We start from the raw sequence: 22,628 nt of genomic DNA on the forward strand, positions 1-22,628 counted from the left end.
AAACTGTTTATGGCGGTTTTGGTGTTAGAAAATAGAAAAATTTTAATTCAATGTTAAATTAAATTAACATTGAATTATTTTTTTGAAAAAAATAAAATCAAATTACATATGTAAATATAATGAAAAAATAATTAAAAAATAAAGTGAAGAAATATAAAAATTAATTTGAAAAATCAGAAAATATTGTTATAATGTAAGTGAATAGCAAGAAATTTAATATAATATGTAAAAAAATAAAAAATATGTAAAGAGGCACAAAAAACTTACCTAAGAAATTTTTTTAGTGTAAGTATTATTTACGAGGGGGAGAAAAATGTATAGAAATGCACATATAAAAGGAGTAGGAACTTATCATCCAGATATAAGGGTTAATAATGAGGAACTAATTGAACATTTTAAAAATTATAATCTAGATGAACATTCCGAAGCTATAATGGAAAAATTGGGAAGAAACATTAGAACTTATGCAAGAGAAGGGGAGACAGGTATAACGATGGCAGTAGAAGCTGCTAAAAATGCACTTGAAAATTGTAAATTAAAAGCAAGTGATATTGATATGATCATATCTGCAGCAGATGTGCCTGAGTATTTTTCACCTTGTTGTGCATTAATAATAAGAAATAAACTACAAGCAAAAAACAGTGTAACTGTTTTTGATGTGAATTCTAACTGTACAGGAATGCTTACAGGAATAGATATTGCAACTAAATATTTAAAAACTGATAGTAGATATAAAAGAATATTAATAACAGGATCATCGTTGGTAAATAAACTTGCAAAAAAAGATGATATTGTAGCTTATGGATGTTCTGGTGATGGAGGAGCAGCAATAATTCTTGAAGTGAAAGAGGAAAGTGAAGAAAGAGGATTTTTAGGATCTAAAATGTACACAGATGATTCATTCTATTGGTCTATAACAATGCCAGGTTGTGGTATGTCACAAATAGCTTGTGATTCAATTGAAGATGAAGATAGGCGAGTGCAATGGAAGCCATTTGATTTTAGTTTTTTATCAGAAAAATGGAATGATGTAATAAGAGGAATTTTAGATGAACATAATTACAAACCTAAAGATGTAACGCATTATTTTATGTCTCAGTTTTCTAAAACTGACCTAGAATTAACTTTTGAAAAACTTGAAACTAGTATGGATAAAACTACATTTGTAGGAGATAAATATGGGTACACTGGATGTACAAGTCCTATTATGTCATTAGATGATACATTAAAAAAGAAAACATTTAAAAGTGGGGATATAGGAATTTTTTGTTCTGTAGCATCAGGATATACTATAGCTTCACTAATATATAAATGGTGATATAAATTGAAATTATAAGTAAAATCTGAAATGTTTAAATTAATAATTGATATAGATATTATCTTAAGACTGAAATTCATTATAGGGTTTCAAACTCAAAATATAATTAAACTTATTCTAAATGATAATTAAAAGAAAATGTTATATAAAAGTTGACCTAATAATATTATTATTTGAAAATTCATATTGGAATTTTCATAGAGGGGGGAACGTGTTGAGTCAAGAAGGAAGTACTATTATTAAATATCAAAAAGAAACATTAGAATTTACTTTGAAAATGTATGGTGTAAGTGGATTATCTAGCCCTATTTTATTTACAGTTTTAAAATTTGCGGGATTGTATCCAGAGGTGTCATGGATTAAACTAATTACTTTATTTTTAATAGCTATTATTGAAATTGTAGCATTTAATTTATTTTATAAGAAAACAATGGATAATAATGAATTAAATTTTAAGTGGTTTAGTTTTTTAAAATTAGAGATTTTAATTACATCATATATTAATTATATTCTTATATGTCTATTTATACCATCAAAGGAAATATGGATGTGTGTATTTGCATTTATGCTTATGTCAGCTATATTTTTAGATAATAAAATAAATGCATTATCAGTTGGAGTGGGTGTAATATGTCAAATTATTATATTTATAGTTAACCCAGCCACTATTCCAAATGAATTTGTTGTTAGGGAACTTATATTAAGAGGTGTTGCAATATATTTAGTTTATGCATCAATACTTACACTTACTATGTTTGCATCTAAAATACTTAGAGAAGTTGAAAATAATGAATTAAACTTAAAAAACAAAAATAATACTATTACAAATATGTTTGATAAAATTAAGGATTACTCAAAAACATTATCAAACTCTAGTGAAGTCTTATTAAATATATCAGAAGAAGAAAGCAAACGTTTAGATAGTTTAGTTAAAACTACAGAAATAGTTTCGGAAAAAGCTAATTCTGTTTTATCAAATACAGAAGAGAATACAGAAATCTTAAAGAATTTTTTAGAGACTAATAAAGTAATATCAACAAAGACTATTGATGTAAAAAGTGATTCAGATGAAATTATAAAGTTGTCAGAAAATAATGAAGCAACATTAAATGAGATAGTAGAGATTATAATGGATATTAAAAATAGTATTGATAGTACGTTTAATGCTACTAGGCTTTTAGACTCAAAATCAAAAGAAATTGATAATATTATTAATTTAATAGGTGAAATTTCAAATCAAACTAATTTGTTAGCATTAAATGCATCTATAGAGGCAGCAAGGGCAGGTGAACATGGTAAGGGATTTGCCATTGTTGCAGATGAAATAAGAAAATTAGCTGAAAATACAAATAGTTCATTAAAAGATATTTCAAATATAACTAATGAATTAAAAAATTTAATTGGAAATGTAGAAAATCTAATGGATAAAAATAGTGATAGAATAAATAATGGTGACACTATTATAAAAAATGCTGCAAATAATATAAAAACTATGTTAAAAGATTTAAACAATTCAGGTGAAAAAATTAATGATATAAACGGATTAGCGAAAAATATTTTATTAGAAACAGAAAATATTTTTAATTTTAATAATGATATATATGAAGATACTAAAGAGACAATGAAAAGTTTTGAAGAGGTAAATACTTCTTTAGAAGAAACTGCTGCTATGAGTGAAGAATTGTCAGCAAGTTCACAAGAACTTAGAACTATGGCAGCAGAAATGGAAAATCTTATGTTAAGTTAAAATAACTAGATATTTATAAGTAGACATTAAAATGTCTACTTATTTTTTTATGAAAAACTATAAGCTTTACAAAAAAACATACGATATATAATTATATTAAAAGAATTTTAAGAAATGTAATTGATTTCATTTAGTAATTGTTTTGTATAGTTAAAAATATGATATAAAATATATTAAAATGTAGAATGAATTTTCGAAAAAATACAAATGCATACACTTATCGACATACATAGTGGTAATTTTAAATTTTGTCAGCTAATGAATTTATAATAAAAAATTTAAGTTTGAAATTATATAAAATAATAATATTGTGTATTAACAATGAAGGAGGACAACATGTATAAAAATGTACACATTAAAGGAGTAGGATCTTATCATCCTAAAAAGAAAGTTAAAAATGAGGAATTATTAGAGCATTTTAAAAAGTTTAATTTAGAAGATCATGCTAAAGGCCTTATGAATAAATTAGGTAGAGATATAAGAACACATGCAAGTAGTGATGAATCTACAGTAACTATGTCAGTAGAGGCTTCAAAAAATGCATTACAAAATGCTGGGTTAAAAGCTGAGGACATAGATATGATTATATCTGTATCTGATGCTGCAGAATATTTATCGCCTTGTTGTGCAATTATGGTAAGAAATAAAATTGGTGCTAAAAATTCAACAGCAGTGTTTGATGTAAACTCTAATTGTACAGGAATGCTTACTGCAATAGATATTGCATGTAGATATTTAAAAACAGATTCAAAATATAAAAAAATATTAATAGCTGGAGGTTCATTCATTAATAGCTTAGCAAGAGAAGATGATATAGTAAGCTATGGTTGTTTTGGTGATGGAGGAGCAGCAATAATTCTTGAAGTTAGAGAAGAATCTGAAGAAAGAGGATTTTTAGGTTCAAGAATGTATACTGATGATGAATATTATTTAACAATAACATTTCCAGCTTGTGGAATGTCTAATTTAAATGACGAGGGAAGAACAAAAGAAGATAGACAATTACTTTGGAAGCCTTTTGATTTTAGCTTCTTATCTGAAAAATGGAGTGAGAATATAAAAGCAATTTTAGATGAACATGGATATAATGTAGGAGACGTAACACATTACTTTATGTCACAATTTTCTAAGGCTGACTTAGAGTTAACTTTTGAAAAACTTGAAGCAGATATGACAAAAACAACATTTGTAGGAGATAAGTATGGATATACTGGATGTACAAGTCCTATTATGTCATTAGATGATGCATTGAAAGTTAAGACTTTTGAAAGTGGAGATCTAGGTATATTTTGCTCTGTTGCGGCAGGATACACAATTGGTGTATTGCTTTATAAATGGTAAATTTTATTTAGGGAGTGATAGTATTTGGAATCAAGTAAAAATAGCTTAGTAGATAATACTAGTACAATAATAGATTATCAGAAAAATTCTTTAAAATATATTCTTATAATTTATTCAATAAGTGCATTAGTAGCGTCAACAACATTTATTACATTAAAGATATTAAAAATGTACCCAGAAATAAACTGGAGCACATTAATTGGATTTTTTATTTTAACAGTTTTAGAAGTTGTTGTCTTTCGAGTAATTCACAATAAAGCAATTGTAGATAATAAGCTAAATATTGAAATATTGCCTAAATTAAAATGTTTAATACTAGTTATATCTTATATAAATTATAATGCAATAGCTTTAATTGTTCCATCAAAAGAAATTTGGGCATCTGTATTTTATTTTATTCTTATAGGTGCATTATTTTTAGATAATAAACTAAATGTAGCTTCTATTATAATAAGTTTAATATCACAAGTTGCTATATTTATATTAAATCCATCAACATTACCAAGTAGCGAATTTATGGTTAGGGAACTTATTTTAAGAATGGTTGTAATAACATTAATTTCTACAGGAATACTGTTTCTTACAACTTTTGCATCTAATTTATTAAAAATTGTAGATGGAAGAGAAAAAGAACTTTTAGAAAATAATCATAGAATTAATGATATGTTTAATCATATGAAAAATTATGCTGAAGTTTTATTGAATTCTAGTGAAACACTATTAAATGTGTCAGAAGAAGAAAATAAAAGATTAGATGATTTAGTAAATACAACAGAATCAATATCAGAAAAATCTCAATTGACACTTGATAATTCATTGGAAAGTACAAAAATATTAGATGAGTTTTTAAATACAAATAAAATAGTTTCTGATAAAACTAAAGATATAGAAGATAAATCAAAAGAGATTATTAAACTGTCTAATACAAATGAAAAAAAATTAGGGGAAATAGTTACTATAATTTCAGGAATTAAAGAAAGCGTAGGAAGTACTTTTGAAGCTACTAGGCTACTTGATGATAAATCAAAGGAAATTGACAGTATTATTGAACTTATTTCAAAAATTTCTAACCAAACAAATTTGCTTGCTCTAAATGCATCTATTGAAGCTGCTAGGGCTGGAGAATATGGAAAAGGATTTTCAGTTGTAGCTGATGAAATAAGAAAACTTGCAGAAAACACTAATGCTTCACTTCAAGATGTTAGCAATATAACAAATGAATTAAAAGGATTAGTTAATAATGTTGAAAGTCTTATGAATGAAAACACTGAAAGAATTGATACAGGAGATTTCATTATAAATGAGACAGTTAAAAATATAAAAGTTATGTTAAAAGATTTAAATATTTCAGATGAAAAAATTAAAGAGATTAGTGGATTAATTGATGAACTATTAAATGAAACTGAAAATGTAGTTAACTTTAATAATGATATATATATTTCTACAAAAGAAACTATGGACTCATTTAATATGGTAAATGAAGCAGTTACTCAAACAGCAGCTATGAGTCAAGAGTTATCAGCAAGCTCTGAGGAACTTAGAAGTATGTCATTAGAAATGAATAAACTTATTTCCAATGAAAATTAAAAAAGATAAATATTAATATAGGAGAATTAGTATAAGCGTTTACTAGCTCCTATATTTTTTTATATCTAATATTATTACAACAACAAGAATATATAGAAAATTCAGAAAAATAATTTACAAATAGATGAAACAATGTTAATATAAGGTATAAAATTAAAAAAAAGAGGGTTTTACAATGAAAAAAATCTATTAAAGTATTAATTTTATCTACACTTATATTATCAAATTTAGTACCAGTTGTGGTATTTGGTAAATGTTATCAAAATTACAATAATATTGAAATAAACAATGCTATTAAAATGAATTGCAATAAATATGATGAAATGAGTTCAACTCTTAATGATTATTTTGATTGGCATTACAAAAATTTAAAAAATAATAATAAGTTTAAAGATGAAATTAATAAATTTGTGCATGGATAAGAGTTGCTGAATTAAGAAGTTGGTTGCTGAATAAAGGATATGCAAAAGAATTAACTTGGCAATCAAATGCAAGGGAGGGTGACTTGGTTCAATTTTATAATAGTTCAAATAAACCATATCATAGTCTTATTATAACTTATAAGAGAAATGATGGACAATTATTTGTATCTGCACATACAAGTGATTATTATAACAGGGCACTAGCAAATTATACTGAAACAAAAAAATATTTAATATTAACTAATTAGGGGGTGAAGATTATAAAAAGTAATAAGTTAATTAGTATTATTATTGTAATTATTATTTTATTTAGTACTATATTTTTTTACTTTATACAAAATAAAAAATATAGTGAAGAAGGTATTATAAAAGAATATTATAATACTATTGATGAAACGAGAAATTTAAAAAAATACAATTCCTTAGTAATATCAGAAGATAAGTTAGATGATATTTCTGTATTTCCTGATATTGTTGAAAAAAGAGAACTTGTAGAAATAAAGGAGCTTAGTCCAAATGATCATGATGATTTAAAACAAATTATAAAGGAAAAGTATAGTGATTCAAAGGTAGAAAGAAAATTTTATATGGTTGAATATAATATAAAATTTAAGAAGGATGTAGCATCACCAATTGAATCAGGAAATTATTGTGAAGTATTAGTGCTTGAAAAAAGAGAAAATAAATGGTTAATAAACACTGATATTATTAAAGTTAATAAAGATACTGGAAATATTATTATAGGATAATTTTATCAATAAGGTAGTTTTATTAAGGCTTTGTGGAAATACACCCTTTGCTTTAATATATAGAAGTTTATATTTTGATAATAAAAGATTAAAGTATTAAATAATGTTTTTAAAGGAAGTGATTTATTGAGTTTATTTATAACTATTAAGAGGGGGATGAATAGAACTAAAACTATCGTCATATTTCTTATGCTTTTTTTGCTTGCAATTTTTTCGTTTTATTTTCAAGCAATGTTGGATTTTGGAAATTCTGTTTCAACTTTAAGGTCTGCATATGAAAACACCATGCTCATTTCACTAGAATTAAGATTTATCATGTTAATAATGACATTGATTGGACCGCTAATTATTTCTTTTGCATTTGGAGATATTTATTTTGATGATTTAGATAGTAATTGTATTTCACTTATATTAACTAGAGAGGAAAAAAGGAAATATCATAGGAATAATCTTTTAGCAGTTTTTATCATATCATTTTTTATTATGCTAATTCCATTACTAATTAATTTAGGATTATGTATGTATACATATCCACTTACAGGCTTTGATAATAGTACATGTACACCAGCTTATGTTATTAGTAAAGCACCTGTAAATTCTTTGGAGTATTTAAGAATTTATAATCCACTTAGATATAATATGATTTATATAATAACACCAAGTATTATTTTTGCACTTTTTGCCTCTGTAACATATTGCATATCTATTGTTATTAAAACCAATAAATATTTATGCTGTCTAATATCTTATGGAATATATATTGGATTTAACTTAATTTTAGAAAAGCTTCATATGGATAAATATAAATTGTTCAATTATATGAATCCATTAGCACCTAATATGGGATTACAAGGCTTTATAAAAGATGTAATTGTAATTATTATATTTATTTTGATACTATATTTTATTGGAGTAAAAAGAGAAATTGATATTAATTAGGGAGAAGAATAATGAATAAAAAGAGATTATGGATATTATGTATAATTACCATTATTACAATTTCAATTGTTACAGGAAAAAAAGTTAAAAGTTCATTTATAGAAATACCAACATTTGATGAAGAAATTAAGGCAAATCCGACAGTTTCATATAGTTGGCATGAAGATGAAATACTTAGAGCCACATATCCATACTACTCATATGATATAAATAATTTAGATGATTTGAAAAAACAATCACATTTTATTGCTGACGTTATGCCTATAGATGATGGAACACTTGTTGCTTACGCAACTCTTAGAAAATGTAAAGTTATAAATACATTTAAGGGAAAAAGCATAGATGAAAATATATACATTTATGAACCTAATATATTTATGCATACAGACAATTATATTTGTGAACAAGGATATATAAGTATGAAAAAAGATGAGAAATACATAGTGTTTCTTAAAAATATTGAAAATTCAGATAAAGTTTCTGATGAAAAACTTAGAAATGGATATTTATATACAAATCCTACTTTTGGAAAATATAAGTTAGGAGAAAAAGCAAAATTAATTGAACGAAATCCAGACAAAGATGAGATGCATTTTAATGAGGTAATAGATTTGCCAGTATTTTTAATAGAAAATGAGAATGTTGAAAAATATAATTGTATATTAGGTGATATTGAAAAGACATATTAATGATTTTGTTTAAGAATAGAGGTGCATAAATTAGTGAGTTTCAGAAGAGAAGTTAAAATGATAATTATGCTATTTATAAGTTTATATATATCAAAAGGATTTTATGATAATTTTAGGATATTTGCTTTTTTCATACCAGTATATATATGGTTTTTATATGGTGATTTATTAGAATATTATAATAGTTATGTAGTTTCTAGGTTAACGAAAGCACACTTATGGGAAAAGAAAGTTACAATGGTTATTTTTGAATATTCCGCAATAGGAGCTTTAGTGTTAAGCTTAGATAATTTATTTATGTCTTTAAATCCAGTTGAAAAATTCTTAATTGGAGCAGTATATTTGCAATATTTTTTGTTTTTATTTTTGGCAGGTGAAATTTTAATTTTATACAAGCTTAGTTATAAAAGAGGGATGATTATAACAGTAGTAGTGGGATTATGCTCTATGACAGAATTAAAAATAACAAGATTTTTATTAACACTTTATGATTTAAGAGGTACAGGGGGAACAAATATAAATAAATCAATAATATATTTATTATTAATAGATTTTATTATGTATTTTGCTTATTTTATTACAAATAAATTGAGAGGATGTAATTATGAAACTTCTTAATATGAAAAAGATTTACTTGCCATTTTTTTTGGCTATTATTTTTATGATAATAAAAACTAAGTTTATAACAAAAAATTTGGACATAAGTAGTGCTATAGTATATATGTATAATAGCTTTGAGTTTGAATGTTTAATAGATGTATATAGTATAGCAGTATATGCTATTCCTATATCAATATGGACTTTTGTACTAGGAGTAAGATGCAATGAGTTTTATGAAAATTACACTTTTCTTGTTACAAGACTCGGTGGACAAGCTATTTATAATAGAATCTTAATAAAAAAAGAGCTTATAGAAGGATTTGTTTTGATTTTTACTACATATGTAGGAACTAGTTTATTGCTCTTTATTAGTGGACACCATGTTATAGGAAATATAAAATTAATACTGGTTTCATTTTTATTAAACTATATAAATGTACTTATATTAGTAACAATAATCCTTATGCTGAGAGTTTATTGCTCATTTTCTATATCAATGACTAATGCACTGTTCGTTCAAATTGCTTTATTAGCTATAGGGTTATTTTTAAAATATTTTCAATTAGATAATTTAAACTTTTTGAATCCAATGCTAAATAATATAATGTATTTTCATGGCGAACCAGGTGGTAATGGAATTCTAATTTTAAATAGAGAAATAACAATGAATGTGCTTATGTTAGGAGTACTTCTTTTGTATAACATGATATTTTTAGGAAAAAGGAGAAATTTGAATGCTTAAAATTAATAATTTATATAAAACATTTAAAAATCAAGAAGTATTAAAAAATATAAATTACAATTTTGAACCTGGAACAATTTATTGTATTCAAGGTAAAAATGGTTCTGGAAAAACTGTATTTCTTAAATCTATATGTGGCTTAACTAAAATTACTAGTGGAAGTGTTGAATATAATGGTAAGATTTTAAACAAAGATTTTTCCATTCTTCCATCTCTTGGAGTTATAATTGAAACGCCAATATTTTGGAAGGATAAAACAGGATTTGAAACACTAGAATTTTTAACATCAATTAGAGGAAAAATATCAAAGACAGAGATTGAAGAAGTACTAGGAAAAGTTGGACTTTCTGATGTTAAAGATAAAAAAATTAGAAAATATTCTTTAGGAATGAGGCAACGTCTTGCAATAGCACAAGCAATTGTAGAAAAACCAGAAATACTTTTGTTGGATGAACCTACAAATAGTTTAGATGCAGAAGGTGTTGAGATGTTTCAAAAACTAATGCTTGAAGAAAAAGAAAGAGGTACAACAATTTTAATAGTTAGTCATGTGATGGATGATATAAAAGAAATATGTGATAAAAAATTAATGCTATTAAATGGTGAATTTAGCAAGGAGATTTCTTAAGATTAAAAAAAACAAGACTATATAAAAGTCCAGTAAGTTTATTTACTGGACTTTTACATGTATTTAAATTATTTTTTTAAACTGCAAATTTAGTTACTATTTCTCTAAGTTCAGAATTGTTTTCTTTAACCCAAGTGCAGAAATCTTTATTGCTATCTTTAATTTTTAAAGCAATTTCATATAAAAATTCAGGAACTTTAGAGAATTCAATGTCGCCATAGCATTCACCTAAAGCAGCTTTTCCAACACCTACATTTCCACCAATATGAAGTTCAAAAACTCCTGTAGATTTGTCATTTACTCTTTTCATTTTTCCAGTTAAACCTATTTCACCAATTTGATGAACTCCACAAGAGTTTCCACATCCTGAAATATGAATTCTAGGAAGTATGTCTGAGTTGAAATTATGTTCTCTAAAGTAATCTACTATAGAATTAAGTTCTTTTTGGCTTTCAAGTAGTCCCATTTGACAAATAGGTACACCTATACAAGAAACACTTTGTTCTAAGGCTGTTTCTCCTCCTAATTTTGATGTGGCTTTAAGCATTGATTCAGCTTCTTTACCATTTAAATTTATAAAGTAAATGCCTTCTGTCATAGCAAGTCTTATAATTGGATTTTCAATTTTATCAAGTTCATCTAAAATGACTTTAAAATCTTTCATGCTAAGCTGACCACCAATTGGATGGAAGTAAACACTATAAAGACCAGATTGTTTTTGTTTAAATAGTCGCTTATCTTGAATGGTTGTTTCTAAACCTTCTTTAGTATAATTTATTGGTTCAGGATTTACATCTAAACCGCCTTTTTCTTTAGCTTGTTTTAAATATTTTTTATATTCATTTAAGAAACCTTCTTCACCTAATTTTTCAACCATATATCTTATACGAGCTTTACTTTTATTTTCATAGTTTCCTTCGTTTATAAAAAGATTGGTCATAGCTTCTATGTGGTATAATACATCCTTAGGTTCAACAAGTTCATCAAGTTCTAAACTTAATTTAGGATTTCTTCCAAGACCACCACCTAAAAACACTTTGAAATAATCTTTATTATCTTTTTTGCATGCTACAAAACCTAAATCATGAACAGTACAGTGACCTTCGTCTAAATTATTATTAGAAAAAGCAACTTTTAGTTTTCTAGGTAATTTGTATGTATATATTTTTTGCAAAAAATGATTATTAGCAGCAATAGCATATGGTGTAACATCAAAAATTTCATTAGGATCTACACCAGATAGAGGAGACATGGCAACATTTCTTGGATAGTTTCCACCAGCACCTCTAGTGTAAATATTATGTTTTAAACCTTCTTCCATGACTTCACAAATATCTTCTATAGAGAGTCCATGAAATTGAATAGCTTGACGAGTAGTTAAATGAATATGATCTAAATTATATTTTTTAGCCATATCATATATAATTTTTAGTTCTTCTTTAGACGTAATTCCTGAAGGAATTCTAAGTCTAATCATAAAAGACTGTCCATCTCTATGAGCATATGCTCCAAAGCCACCAGACACTCCTTTAAATTCCATTTTAGTGATTTCTTTGTTCAAAAATTTTAATCCTGTTTCTTTAAAACCAGGAATTTCACTTAATAATATTTCTTTTAATTTATCCATTTCATCACCTTTTCCAAAATTAAACTTTAAGTTATTAAAATTCATTTTTATTTATAACCTTAGTATTAATTGTTGAAAGAGTTATTATACTGTTATTAATCATTAATTTTATTTAAACATTTAGGTGCAAAGATTTTTATGCCTATAGCACCAATTGGAGCAGTTATTAAAACACTTAAAAGAGCAATAGCCTGCATAATTTCACCACCAGCTACTCCCATTTGAAGAGGAATACCAGCTTTAGCAGATTGAACTGTTGCTTTAGGAAGATAAGCTACAACACAAAATAATCTTTCCTTCATTGTAAGATTTGTATTTACTAGAGATAATAAAACACCTAAAGACCTAAATGAAAGAGAAATTGTTAAAATTATTACTCCAATTTTTAAATAACCTAAAGCTAAAGATGGATTTATTGCCATACCTACAAAAACAAAAAGATATAGCTTTCCTAGTTTCCAAAATTTATCCATTTTAGTTTTTATATATAGTGCACTATCTTCTATTTGAGATCTTAAGAAAAATCCATATAACATTATTGTTAATAATGAATTAAACACTTCAATTTTGAATCTAGATTCTATAATTCTAAGAATAATACATATTGAAAATACAAATATAACTTTCAAGTATTTAGTTTTAAATTTAGATATAACAAAAGTTGAAAGTTTGCAAAGTATATATGAAATTATTATGCTTAAAATTATAGTAAGTGGAATTGTAGCTATGCTTTTTATTAGTGAGAAATCTCCACCAGAACTTTTTTGCATATATAAAGATAAAAAAGTAGTAAAAAGTGTTATAGCAACAGTATCATCAGCAGAAGCTCCCACTAAAAGCATTTCTGGAATAGATTTATCTTCACCAAGCCTTTTATCAATTAAGTCAAGCATGGAAGGAATAAGTACAGCAGGACTTACAGCTGCAATTATAAAGCCTAAAATTGCTCCTTGAATAAAATGAAAACCTAAAAAAATTGTACTAAGATATGCAATTATAAAGCCTTCTATAGTTGCTGGTACTATACTTAATAAAATAGCAGGACGACCAATTTTGTGCATTTGACTTTTGCTAATTCCAAGGCCAGCAATAAATAATACGGTTATAAGAGCAAAATCTTTTATGAAAGGAGCTACAGAAATAGTGATATTAGGAACTAATTTAAAACAATAAGGTCCTATAAGCATTCCTAGAAGCATCATTCCAATAAGAGAGGGCAATTTAATTAACTCTGCTAGTTTTCCACTAAAATTGGAAAGTAAGCCTATTATGAGCAAACTAATAAGTAAAATAAAAAAAGTCATAAAAAACCTCCTGAAAACATCAATATTAAATTTTTATGTAGGAGTCATCAGCCAAAGCTTGGCATTTAAAGGCGAACCCCATCACCTATTGGAAATTTTTTTATAAATGAAATGTTTAAAAGATATGATTAAGTTAAATAAGACTATAATAACAAAATATATTTTACAATTTTTATTAGTTGGAGTCAATAGATGAGAAAAGACTTGAAAATATAAACAATTCTATTTAAGTGGATATATTTATAGATATTTATATGTATTTTATAAAAATATTATCAAAGTATGAATAATTAGGATTTATATAAATATTAGTAGAATAGGTAAATAAAAAATATTTGTTTTAGGTAGGTGAATTTTGTGAAGTCAATTTTAAAAGTTAAAGGGGAGAAAAACATATTTCTTCTTTTAATTAGTTTAATTTTTGTTTTAGGATTATCTATAATAATAAGCATTATAACAAGGTCAGCACCAAATATTTATTTAGGGCTTATGAGACCTAAATTTGCACCACCACCAATTGTTTTTGGAATAGTTTGGCCTATATTATATGTTTTAATGGCATTAGCTTTTTATAGAATACTTATGCTTGGAAGTTTAGGGGAAGATGTTACTTTTGAGGTAGTTATTTTTATAGTACAATTTGCATTAAATTTATTATGGCCAATATTATTCTTTTATTTTAATTTTAGATTATTAGCACTTATAGATTTAGCATGTTTAATTATAGTATTAATAATTACAGTTATAAAGTTTTATAAAAAAGATAGAATAGCAGGTATATTATTAATTCCGTACTTAATTTGGTCTAGCTTTGCACTTATATTAAATTATGAAGTATATAGACTAAATAAAAATTTGTAGTGCAAGTTGAAAGATGAAATTATTCTTATTTCAATTGAGAACGAGCAATTAGAAGTGTTGTACAAAAATTAACAATTAACGATAAAACTGAAGTCTCAGTTTTTTAATCAAATTTTATAATATTTTTCAAAGTAAATAATTTAAATATTATATAAAAACTAGTTTTTATGTGTTTCTATTTTTAGATATTAGGAACAAAGAGAGTAATATTTACCATAACTTTTAACTTTTCACTCTTAGTTCTTAATTGGTTTAAGATACAAACATAGGAATAAAATATAATTTTAGTAATATCATTTGATAAAAAGATTACTTTGAATTTGAACCCTATATGTAATAATCCAATTCATAAATAAGTTATAGTTGTTTGAATTGGATTTTTTTAATGTTTTTATACAAGTAAAACTCTGAATAATGAAGCTAGGGAATAGTGTGAAGATTTAATATATTTTACAAATTTATGGATAAAATTTAAATTACATAATATAATTGCAAAAATATTATAAAAAGTAAAAATATAGAATAAAAATTCCAAGACTATTAAAGGGGAGTTTGAGAATGATGAATATTAATATTGAAACAGATAACTTAATTATTTAAAAGACCACTTGGGTGTGGTCCTTTAATATTGTATTAGTAGAATTTATAATAATATTTAAGTGATAAAATTAATTTAGATTTAAATTCTTTAGTTTTTCTTTTAAAATTATTTCAATTGTATTTGTAGCATTTTCAATAAATTTATTCATTTCTTCTTCTGTTAGGTATTTAAAGTTTTCTTTAGTTAATGTGTTTTCACCTAAATAATATTCACATATGTTTTTAACACTTTTAGTAAAAGCTCCTTTAGGAAAGTAATCAAGATAGTCAGGAACTTCAGATACATTTTTAAATACTTTAAAAAAGTAGCAATTGGGATTTTGGTCTAGATATAAAAAGTCTAATCCATACCAATCGTCTTTAATTACCCATATGAATTTTTTATCTTTATCTAAATTTTCTTTATAAAGAGGAGTTTTCTTTTTAGCTTCATATAATTTTCTCCACTCAATATCAGTTAATAGATGGGTATAATAACCTATTTTAAATGAAAATTCATTTTTATCAGTGATTGGATGAGCATTTTGTATATATTTATTAAAAAATCCTTCAGCATCTGAAATTTTATTTTTTTCCCAATGAGTTATCTCACGTGGTGGATAAAAACTACTATAATCTTCATTAGGAACACCAGAATCAGGTCCTATGTTTCCAATTAAAAATGAAGATACATCAAAATTGAATCCTTTATTTAATAAATTTTCAGCTACTCTTAAATGAGCAATCCATGTAGCCATAACTAATATAGCCCCCTTACATAATTTACTTGTTGTGTGAATATTTAGATTATATCATAAATTAACAAATATATATATTATAGTATTTAAACTTGAATTAAACTTGTTAGTTTGATATAATATAATGCGATTTTTAAAATTTACTATGCAACATATTAGTTTTAATTTTAGACAAAGTTGTCAAAAATATATATAGTGTTATGATTTAAAAATCAGATTGGAAGAGTATACAAATAAATTGAAAAGAAGGTAGTTAAATGAGCAAAAAATGTATCTTTAATGAAAATAAAATTTGTAATGATTGTAAAGAATGTGAGACTTGTGAATTAGATAAAAATAAAATTTGTGATAATTGTGGAAAATGTTTAGAACTTGAAGGTTATGATGTTAAAGCAATAAAAATAGACGAAGTTTTTGAAGAAAATAAAGATGTAGACATAGAAACTGAAAATAAAGAAACAGAAAAGGTAGACTTAGAAGATTTTAGTGATTTTGATTTAGAAGAAGAAAACGAAGATGATTCTGAGTTTGAATTAAATGAAGAAGAGAATGAAGAATATGTAGATATATTTGATTTAGAAGAAGGGGTAAGCTACATAGACGATATAGATGAATTAAAAGAACTTATGGAAGAAGGTAAAGAACTTGGAGATGAGTTATTCCCAGGTCTTATAAAATATCATAAATAGAAATATAAAAAGCATTGAGAAAAATTTTCTTCAATGCTTTTTATATTAGAATAGTAGAGTTGTCTAACCAAGTCCATTCAGGTTTTAATCTTTTTATATCATTATGCAATTTAAATAGAGCTAAATCTTTATTTTTAGCTTCAATCATTACATCTAAGTTAGTATCTAAAGTCTTAAAAAGTTCTAAGAAATTTACAAATTCAATAGCATTTATATAATCAGCATGTTTCCTATCTAATTTATGAGCACGTGGTGTTGAATAATGAATTTTAGGTGGAAAATATTCGTTGTTCCATGTTGAAATAAAATCTTCTAGTATTTTTAAAAGTGATTCATTGTTATTATGGCATTTGTGATGATGTAAATCTAATACCATAGGTATGTTTAATTTTTTGCAAATGTTTAAAGTATTCATAGCTGAAAAGCTTTTATCATCATTTTCTAAAATTATTTTAGATGTAATTTCTTTAGGAAGTTTTTCGAAATTATCTATAAATCTTTTAGAGGCCAAATCTATTCCATCTTGTTTACCACCCACATGTAGCACCATTTTTCCATTATTATAATTAATGTCTTCAAAAAAATTAGAATGTACTACTAAATTTCTAGTAGTATTTTCTACGGTTTTAGAATTTACACTGTTAATTACATTGAATTGATCAGGGTGAGTGTCTACTCTTAAATTATTATCTTGTATAAATTCACCAATAGTTTTAAATGAGTCTTTAAAAATTTCTCTATAATTCCAATTTTCAACTTCAGGGTGAGTAGCTAAAGGAATTATAGCAGAAGATATTCTATAAAAATGAATTTGATTTTCTACATTATACTTTAAAATTTTATATAATCCATCTAGATTTGCTTTAGTTACTGAAATTAATTTATTTAATTTTTCATCATCAGTCTTTAGTTTATTATAGTAACTAAATGTTACAGTACTAGATGATTTAACATTTTTCAAATTTAAAGCAATTGCTACATAACCCAATCTAACAATCATAATATCTCCTTTTATATGAATAACAATTTAAATAATAACATTTTATTAAATTTGCACAGCAAATTAGTTAAAAATACATAAAAACATAGGTTTTATGTATTTCTATTTTAAATATTAAGAACGAAGTGAGTAATATTCACCATAACTTTTCACTCTTCACTCTTACTTTTTAATTGGTTTCCAACATGATAATAGAATAAACTGTAAGCTTAATAATATCACTTGGTAAAGATGTTATTTAAACTTGGAACCCTATACATGTGTTTAAGGTTAAATTCCTAATTATAATTGTAGTATTTCAAATTTAAAGATTTTAATGCTACTTATTTTAACTTTTGCATAGAATAATATTAATAGCTATGTATAATGGAGGAACTATGACTAGAGGATTTAGTAATCCAATATATTTAAGTGAAAGAATAGAAAATATGATAAAAAAATCAGACTATTTAGGTAGAGGAAATAATGGAGTAGTCTATTTACTTCCTGATGGCAAAATAATAAAAATATTTAACAGTCCAAAAGTTTGCAAATCAGAGTATGAAACTTTAGTTAAATCAAGGAAAAGTGAATATTTTCCTAAAGCTTATGAACATGGTAGTTTCTATATAATTAGGGATTATGTAGGTGGTGTTAGGCTTGATAAGTACTTAAGAAGAAACCATATAAATAGAAAGTTAACAGAACATATTATATGTCTTTATAAAGACTTCAAAAAACTAGGATATAGAAAGCTGGATATTAGATGTAAGGATTTATATGTACAAGAAGACTATTCAATAAAAGTAATAGATCCTAAAAATCAATATGATGAAAAGGTTAGTTATCCAAGACATCTAATGAGAGGCATGGAGAAACGAGGTAGATTAGAAGAATTCTTACATTTTTTAAAGGATGTAGATTATAAACTTTATGAAAGTTGGCATGAAAAAGTTTATATTTATATTGCAATGAAAAAGGAAGAGGATAGATTAAAGGAACTAAAAAAACAAAATGAACTAGTATAAATACTATGCCTTAGAGAAAAATAACTATAACTAAAAAAGTTATAGTTATTTTTTTGATTAAATTAACTTAGGAGGAAGAAAAAATGAAAAAAATTTTACTTATAATAGTAGCATCTATGATTGTACTTACAGGATGTGGATCTAATAATAATAATAAGAATATAAAAAGTGATGTAAACGAAAATATAGAGGAAAAAGTTAAAGATGAAATTGTAACTTATCCTAAAGATTTAAGTGAAGAATTAGGAGAAGGAACCATAATAGTTTCTTTACCTAACGAAAATTCAAAAGAAAATCTTATACCTATAATTCACCCAGAAGTAGGTGTTAAGATTATGCAATTAGATTTATCTACATCTAATTTTGACAATAAAAAAACAAGTTATATATTTATAGATAAAAATTTAGTGGCTAAGGGTAATTATGAAAATGATAAAGTTAGTTTAAATTTATCAGATGAAAATTTATATGAAGGTGAGCATGTGGTTGAGATAATACAATTTAAAGATAATGATTCTAGTAAAGAACCTATTACATATAAATCAGCAAAATATGAAGTGAAAATGAAATAGATTAATTGCTTGTGCATGATATTAAAATATTTTTAATTAATGCACAAGCTAGTTATAAAAAAATATAATTTACTATTGACTTGAGAAAGAATATCATTTACTATATTAATATACCCCCAGGGGGTGGGGGTAACAGAAGGGAGTGATTACTATTTCAAAGATGAATGAAGAAAAGAAAAATGCAATAAAATACTTAAAAATTGCTAGAGGTCAAATTGATGGAATAATAAAAATGATAGAGGATGAACGATATTGTATGGATATATCTAATCAAATAATTGCATCACAATCTATACTAAAAAAAGCAAATTCAGAAATTATAAAACAACATTTAAGTCATTGTGTTAAAAATTCCTGCTGTCATGATGATATAGATGAAAAACTAGAAGAAATTAATACGTTAATAGATAAATTAATGAAATAGTTTAATTATGTATCAGTAAAAAGTCTGAATTGATGATGAAACATGATTATAAGGCTTAATCTATAATTGAGTTCTAAAAATGGATAAGCAGTAGAATATAATTTTGAAATTATTAATTAATAAAAAATATATTTACAAATGATATCGAAATTTTGTACTAAAAAGGAGTTGAGAAAGTTGACAAAAAAGACAATTAAAATTGAAGGTATGACATGTGCAGCTTGTTCTAAGGCTGTAGAGAGAGTAACTAAAAAATTAGATGGTGTAAATGAGTCTAATGTAAACTTAGCTACTGAAAAGTTAAATATAGAGTTTGATGAAAATAAAATATCCTTAGAAGATATTATGTCTGTAATAGATAATGCAGGATATAAAGCAAAACTTGACAGCACAACTAAATCGCTTAAGATAGGTGGTATGACATGTGCATCATGTTCTAAAGCAGTAGAAAGAGTAGTGAAAAAGTTAGATGGAACTATAAGTGCTAATGTAAATTTAGCCACAGAAAAATTAACCGTTGAATTTGAAAAGGAAAAAACATCATTATCCGAAATAAAAAAAGCTATTGAAAAATCAGGTTATAAAGTTTTAAATAATAAAGAAGAAAACATAGATGAAGATAAAACAAGAAAAGAAAAGGAAAGAAAAGCTTTATTTAAAAGATTTATATATTCAGTAATATTTACGGTTCCATTACTTGTAATTTCAATGGGATCTATGATGGGATTAAAACTTCCAAATATAATTGATCCAATGAAAAACAGTTTTAATTTTGCACTTGTTCAATTTATTTTAACAACTATTGTTATAATAATAGGAAATAAGTTTTTTAAAGTAGGATTTAAGTCATTGTTTAAAGGTAGTCCTAATATGGATTCTTTGATATCAATAGGATCATTAGCATCTTACCTATATAGTGTTTATGCAATGGTAGAGATATATAATGGAAATAGCCATGCAGTACATGATAAATTATATTTTGAATCAGCAGCAACAATACTTACATTAATAACACTAGGAAAGTATTTAGAAACTAAAACTAAAGGAAAAACATCAGAGGCAATAAAAAAACTTATGGGACTTAGTCCTAAAACAGCTACTATTGAAAAAGATGGAAAAGAAATTTCAATATCTATTGATGATGTTGAAGTTGGAGATATTATTATTGTAAAGCCAGGAGAAAAACTTCCAGTAGATGGTGTAGTTATAAGCGGTATGACTTCAATAGATGAAAGTATGCTTACTGGTGAGAGCATTCCAGTTGAAAAAGTAGAAGGTAGTAAAGTTATCGGTGCTAGTATCAATAAAAATGGTCTTATAAAATATAAGGCTACTAAAGTTGGTAGTGATACTACACTTTCTCAAATTATTAAATTAGTTGAAGAGGCTCAAGGGTCTAAGGCACCTATAGCAAGGCTTGCGGATATTGTATCAGGTTATTTTGTGCCAATAGTAATAATACTTGCACTGGTATCTTCAATAGGATGGTACATTTATGAAAGAGATTTTATATTTTCTTTAACTATTTTTACATCTGTCCTTGTAATTGCTTGTCCTTGTGCATTAGGACTTGCTACACCAACAGCTATAATGGTTGGTACAGGTAAAGGTGCTGAGCTTGGAGTTTTATTTAAAAATGGTACAGCACTTGAAGAAACACATAAGATTCAAACTGTAGTTTTTGACAAAACAGGAACAATAACAGAAGGAAAGCCAAAGGTTACAGATATAATAAATTATGGTATAGAAGAAGATGAACTTTTAGCAATTGCAGCATCTAGCGAAAAGGGTTCAGAACATCCATTAGGAGAAGCAATAGTTTTAGAGGCTGAAAATAGAAAAGTTAAATTTAGAGAACTCGAAAGTTTTAAAGCTATATCTGGTAAAGGAATAACTTGTACTATTGAAAATAAAGAAATAATTTTAGGAAATGATAAGCTTATGAGCGCTTATAATATAGATATAGAAAAATCTAATGAAGCTTATAATAAACTTGCAAATGAAGGAAAAACTCCAATGTTTATAGCTGTAAATGGAGAACTAGGTGGTATGATAGCTGTTGCAGATACAGTAAAACCAAGTAGTAAGAAAGCTATAGAAAGATTACATTCAATGGGAATAAAAGTAGCTATGCTTACTGGAGATAATAAAGTTACAGCAAATGCTATAGCTAAAGAAGTTAATATAGATGTAGTTATTTCAGATGTGCTGCCAAATGAAAAATCTAATGTTATTGAAAGTTTCCAAAAAGAAAATAGAAAAGTTGCTATGGTTGGAGATGGAATAAACGATGCACCCGCATTAGCAAAAGCTGATATAGGAATTGCTATAGGTTCTGGTACAGATGTTGCAATAGAGTCAGCTGATGTTGTACTTATGAAAAGTGATTTAGAAGATGTGGCTATAGCAATTAAATTAAGTAAAAAGACAATTGCTAATATAAAAGAAAATTTATTTTGGGCATTTGGATACAATACATTAGGAATTCCAATAGCAATGGGTGTTTTACATATATTTGGAGGACCATTATTAAATCCTATGCTTGCAGCACTTGCAATGAGCTTTAGCTCTGTATCAGTACTTTTAAATGCTTTAAGACTTAAAGGATTTAAAGCATAATAAATTAATAAGATTTTCTAAATCAATTTTTAAAGAAATACTAATTTAAATAATTCCTGTTTCTTGATAAAAGAAAAAAGTTTTTCAATTGATAAATGTGTTATTTAAACTTTGAGTTTGGAAAATTATAGATAAAAAAATTGTTTTTAAATTTCAGAGAGTAAGTAAAGATTAAAAATATGTAAATAGTTTATAAAAATTCTATTTTAAAAATTGATTTCAGAAATTAAAGTATTATTGGATGAAGATATAGCTATAAAGTTTATATTAAAAACCTATATGAACAAATTATTAATAAACAAGTATGAAATATATTTTAGGATAAGTTGAAAATACTACTTAAAAATGTGGAATTTAATTTAACATAGTTTTCTAATCTATATTTATGATAAGGTTTAATATAAATTATAATATATACAAAAGTTA

General features: G+C 25.4%; 22 protein-coding genes and 1 riboswitch. Of the genes, 18 read left to right on the forward strand and 4 right to left on the reverse strand.

From position 1 onward, the window contains the following. The first annotated feature begins 313 nt into the window (after positions 1-313). The 12 genes from BN346_RS11265 (at position 314) to BN346_RS11315 (ending at position 10,762) form a co-directional block, all read left to right on the forward strand. Positions 314-1,318 (forward strand): ketoacyl-ACP synthase III, encoded by a 1,005-nt coding sequence (locus BN346_RS11265; RefSeq protein WP_040328681.1) that lies wholly within the window; start codon positions 314-316, stop codon positions 1,316-1,318. A 214-nt stretch (positions 1,319-1,532) separates the two neighbouring features. Further along, entirely contained in the window at positions 1,533-3,065 is a 1,533-nt protein-coding gene (locus BN346_RS11270; protein ID WP_040328682.1) for a methyl-accepting chemotaxis protein, read from the forward strand. A gap of 336 nt (positions 3,066-3,401) precedes the next feature. Beyond that, positions 3,402-4,406, forward strand: coding sequence for a ketoacyl-ACP synthase III (locus tag BN346_RS11275; protein WP_040328683.1), 1,005 nt, complete (start codon positions 3,402-3,404; stop codon positions 4,404-4,406). A 24-nt stretch (positions 4,407-4,430) separates the two neighbouring features. Further along, positions 4,431-5,993 carry a methyl-accepting chemotaxis protein gene (locus BN346_RS11280; protein WP_040328684.1) on the forward strand — a complete coding sequence of 521 codons (1,563 nt, stop codon included), beginning with the start codon at positions 4,431-4,433 and terminating at the stop codon, positions 5,991-5,993. Between the two features lie 239 nt (positions 5,994-6,232). Continuing rightward, the gene (locus tag BN346_RS21690; RefSeq protein WP_148361100.1) at positions 6,233-6,415 is read left to right on the forward strand and encodes a hypothetical protein; all 183 of its coding nucleotides are present in this window, start codon (positions 6,233-6,235) and stop codon (positions 6,413-6,415) included. 23 nt (positions 6,416-6,438) lie between these two features. Continuing rightward, the gene (locus BN346_RS11285; protein WP_040328685.1) at positions 6,439-6,663 is read left to right on the forward strand and encodes an amidase domain-containing protein; all 225 of its coding nucleotides are present in this window, start codon (positions 6,439-6,441) and stop codon (positions 6,661-6,663) included. A 3-nt stretch (positions 6,664-6,666) separates the two neighbouring features. Then, the gene (locus tag BN346_RS11290; protein ID WP_040328687.1) at positions 6,667-7,164 is read left to right on the forward strand and encodes a DUF4829 domain-containing protein; all 498 of its coding nucleotides are present in this window, start codon (positions 6,667-6,669) and stop codon (positions 7,162-7,164) included. Positions 7,165-7,320: 156 nt separating this feature from the next. Continuing rightward, on the forward strand, positions 7,321-8,103 hold the full coding sequence (locus BN346_RS11295; protein WP_148361101.1) for a hypothetical protein: 783 nt from the start codon (positions 7,321-7,323) through the stop codon (positions 8,101-8,103). An 11-nt stretch (positions 8,104-8,114) separates the two neighbouring features. Then, entirely contained in the window at positions 8,115-8,792 is a 678-nt protein-coding gene (locus tag BN346_RS11300; RefSeq protein WP_040328689.1) for a hypothetical protein, read from the forward strand. Positions 8,793-8,825: 33 nt separating this feature from the next. After that, entirely contained in the window at positions 8,826-9,410 is a 585-nt protein-coding gene (locus BN346_RS11305; RefSeq protein WP_148361102.1) for a hypothetical protein, read from the forward strand. Further along, positions 9,397-10,134 carry a hypothetical protein gene (locus BN346_RS11310; RefSeq protein ID WP_040328693.1) on the forward strand — a complete coding sequence of 246 codons (738 nt, stop codon included), beginning with the start codon at positions 9,397-9,399 and terminating at the stop codon, positions 10,132-10,134. Before BN346_RS11305 ends, BN346_RS11310 begins: the two co-directional genes overlap by 14 nt. Then, complete coding sequence (locus BN346_RS11315; RefSeq protein ID WP_040328695.1) at positions 10,127-10,762, forward strand: ABC transporter ATP-binding protein; 636 nt, start codon at positions 10,127-10,129, stop codon at positions 10,760-10,762. Before BN346_RS11310 ends, BN346_RS11315 begins: the two co-directional genes overlap by 8 nt. Before the next feature lie 76 nt (positions 10,763-10,838). Here the strand turns inward: BN346_RS11315 and BN346_RS11320 are convergent, their stop codons facing one another. Both BN346_RS11320 and BN346_RS11325 read right to left on the reverse strand, forming a co-directional pair. After that, positions 10,839-12,389: a nitrite/sulfite reductase gene (locus BN346_RS11320; RefSeq protein ID WP_040328985.1), complete on the reverse strand. Its 1,551-nt coding sequence runs from the start codon at positions 12,387-12,389 to the stop codon at positions 10,839-10,841. Positions 12,390-12,484: 95 nt separating this feature from the next. After that, positions 12,485-13,693 carry a cation:proton antiporter domain-containing protein gene (locus tag BN346_RS11325; RefSeq protein ID WP_040328697.1) on the reverse strand — a complete coding sequence of 403 codons (1,209 nt, stop codon included), beginning with the start codon at positions 13,691-13,693 and terminating at the stop codon, positions 12,485-12,487. A 31-nt stretch (positions 13,694-13,724) separates the two neighbouring features. Beyond that, positions 13,725-13,788, reverse strand: a riboswitch (Fluoride riboswitch). 262 nt (positions 13,789-14,050) lie between these two features. Here BN346_RS11325 and BN346_RS11330 point away from each other — a divergent pair. Then, positions 14,051-14,554 carry a TspO/MBR family protein gene (locus BN346_RS11330; RefSeq protein WP_040328698.1) on the forward strand — a complete coding sequence of 168 codons (504 nt, stop codon included), beginning with the start codon at positions 14,051-14,053 and terminating at the stop codon, positions 14,552-14,554. A 668-nt stretch (positions 14,555-15,222) separates the two neighbouring features. Here the strand turns inward: BN346_RS11330 and BN346_RS11335 are convergent. After that, positions 15,223-15,891, reverse strand: a complete 669-nt coding sequence (locus tag BN346_RS11335) for a zinc dependent phospholipase C family protein (RefSeq protein ID WP_040328699.1) — start codon at positions 15,889-15,891, stop codon at positions 15,223-15,225. A gap of 257 nt (positions 15,892-16,148) precedes the next feature. Between BN346_RS11335 and BN346_RS11340 the strand changes: the two genes are divergently transcribed. Then, the gene (locus BN346_RS11340) at positions 16,149-16,580 is read left to right on the forward strand and encodes a hypothetical protein (protein ID WP_040328700.1); all 432 of its coding nucleotides are present in this window, start codon (positions 16,149-16,151) and stop codon (positions 16,578-16,580) included. A 40-nt stretch (positions 16,581-16,620) separates the two neighbouring features. Here the strand turns inward: BN346_RS11340 and uvsE are convergent, their stop codons facing one another. After that, positions 16,621-17,580 (reverse strand): UV DNA damage repair endonuclease UvsE, encoded by a 960-nt coding sequence (gene uvsE, locus BN346_RS11345; RefSeq protein ID WP_040328701.1) that lies wholly within the window; start codon positions 17,578-17,580, stop codon positions 16,621-16,623. Positions 17,581-17,957: 377 nt separating this feature from the next. Between uvsE and BN346_RS11350 the strand changes: the two genes are divergently transcribed. From BN346_RS11350 to BN346_RS11365, 4 genes are all read left to right on the forward strand, one after another. Beyond that, on the forward strand, positions 17,958-18,587 hold the full coding sequence (locus tag BN346_RS11350) for a hypothetical protein (protein ID WP_040328703.1): 630 nt from the start codon (positions 17,958-17,960) through the stop codon (positions 18,585-18,587). 83 nt (positions 18,588-18,670) lie between these two features. Continuing rightward, a complete protein-coding gene (locus tag BN346_RS11355; RefSeq protein WP_040328705.1) occupies positions 18,671-19,159 on the forward strand; it encodes a hypothetical protein in 489 nt (162 codons plus the stop codon). Positions 19,160-19,319: 160 nt separating this feature from the next. Beyond that, complete coding sequence (locus BN346_RS11360) at positions 19,320-19,583, forward strand: metal-sensing transcriptional repressor (protein ID WP_040328987.1); 264 nt, start codon at positions 19,320-19,322, stop codon at positions 19,581-19,583. 177 nt (positions 19,584-19,760) lie between these two features. Further along, positions 19,761-22,202 (forward strand): heavy metal translocating P-type ATPase, encoded by a 2,442-nt coding sequence (locus tag BN346_RS11365; protein ID WP_278245515.1) that lies wholly within the window; start codon positions 19,761-19,763, stop codon positions 22,200-22,202. The last annotated feature ends 426 nt before the right edge of the window (positions 22,203-22,628 follow it).

It is taken from the genome of Clostridium ihumii AP5, assembly GCF_000612845.1.
GTDB classification, from domain to species: Bacteria; Bacillota; Clostridia; order Clostridiales; family Clostridiaceae; genus Clostridium_J; species Clostridium_J ihumii.

Bases quoted from the DNA above. Each gene is read 5' to 3' on its own strand.
- BN346_RS11295 (WP_148361101.1), top strand. From the start codon at position 7,321: ATGAATAGAACTAAAACTATCGTCATATTTCTTATGCTTTTTTTGCTT.
- uvsE (WP_040328701.1), bottom strand. From the start codon at position 17,580: ATGATTGTTAGATTGGGTTATGTAGCAATTGCTTTAAATTTGAAAAAT.
- BN346_RS11360 (WP_040328987.1), top strand. From the start codon at position 19,320: ATGAATGAAGAAAAGAAAAATGCAATAAAATACTTAAAAATTGCTAGA.
- BN346_RS11335 (WP_040328699.1), bottom strand. From the start codon at position 15,891: ATGGCTACATGGATTGCTCATTTAAGAGTAGCTGAAAATTTATTAAAT.
- BN346_RS11325 (WP_040328697.1), bottom strand. From the start codon at position 13,693: ATGACTTTTTTTATTTTACTTATTAGTTTGCTCATAATAGGCTTACTT.
- BN346_RS11265 (WP_040328681.1), top strand. From the start codon at position 314: ATGTATAGAAATGCACATATAAAAGGAGTAGGAACTTATCATCCAGAT.
- BN346_RS11300 (WP_040328689.1), top strand. From the start codon at position 8,115: ATGAATAAAAAGAGATTATGGATATTATGTATAATTACCATTATTACA.
- BN346_RS11310 (WP_040328693.1), top strand. From the start codon at position 9,397: ATGAAACTTCTTAATATGAAAAAGATTTACTTGCCATTTTTTTTGGCT.
- BN346_RS11320 (WP_040328985.1), bottom strand. From the start codon at position 12,389: ATGGATAAATTAAAAGAAATATTATTAAGTGAAATTCCTGGTTTTAAA.
- BN346_RS11350 (WP_040328703.1), top strand. From the start codon at position 17,958: ATGACTAGAGGATTTAGTAATCCAATATATTTAAGTGAAAGAATAGAA.
- BN346_RS11315 (WP_040328695.1), top strand. From the start codon at position 10,127: ATGCTTAAAATTAATAATTTATATAAAACATTTAAAAATCAAGAAGTA.
- BN346_RS11355 (WP_040328705.1), top strand. From the start codon at position 18,671: ATGAAAAAAATTTTACTTATAATAGTAGCATCTATGATTGTACTTACA.
- BN346_RS11275 (WP_040328683.1), top strand. From the start codon at position 3,402: ATGTATAAAAATGTACACATTAAAGGAGTAGGATCTTATCATCCTAAA.
- BN346_RS11340 (WP_040328700.1), top strand. From the start codon at position 16,149: ATGAGCAAAAAATGTATCTTTAATGAAAATAAAATTTGTAATGATTGT.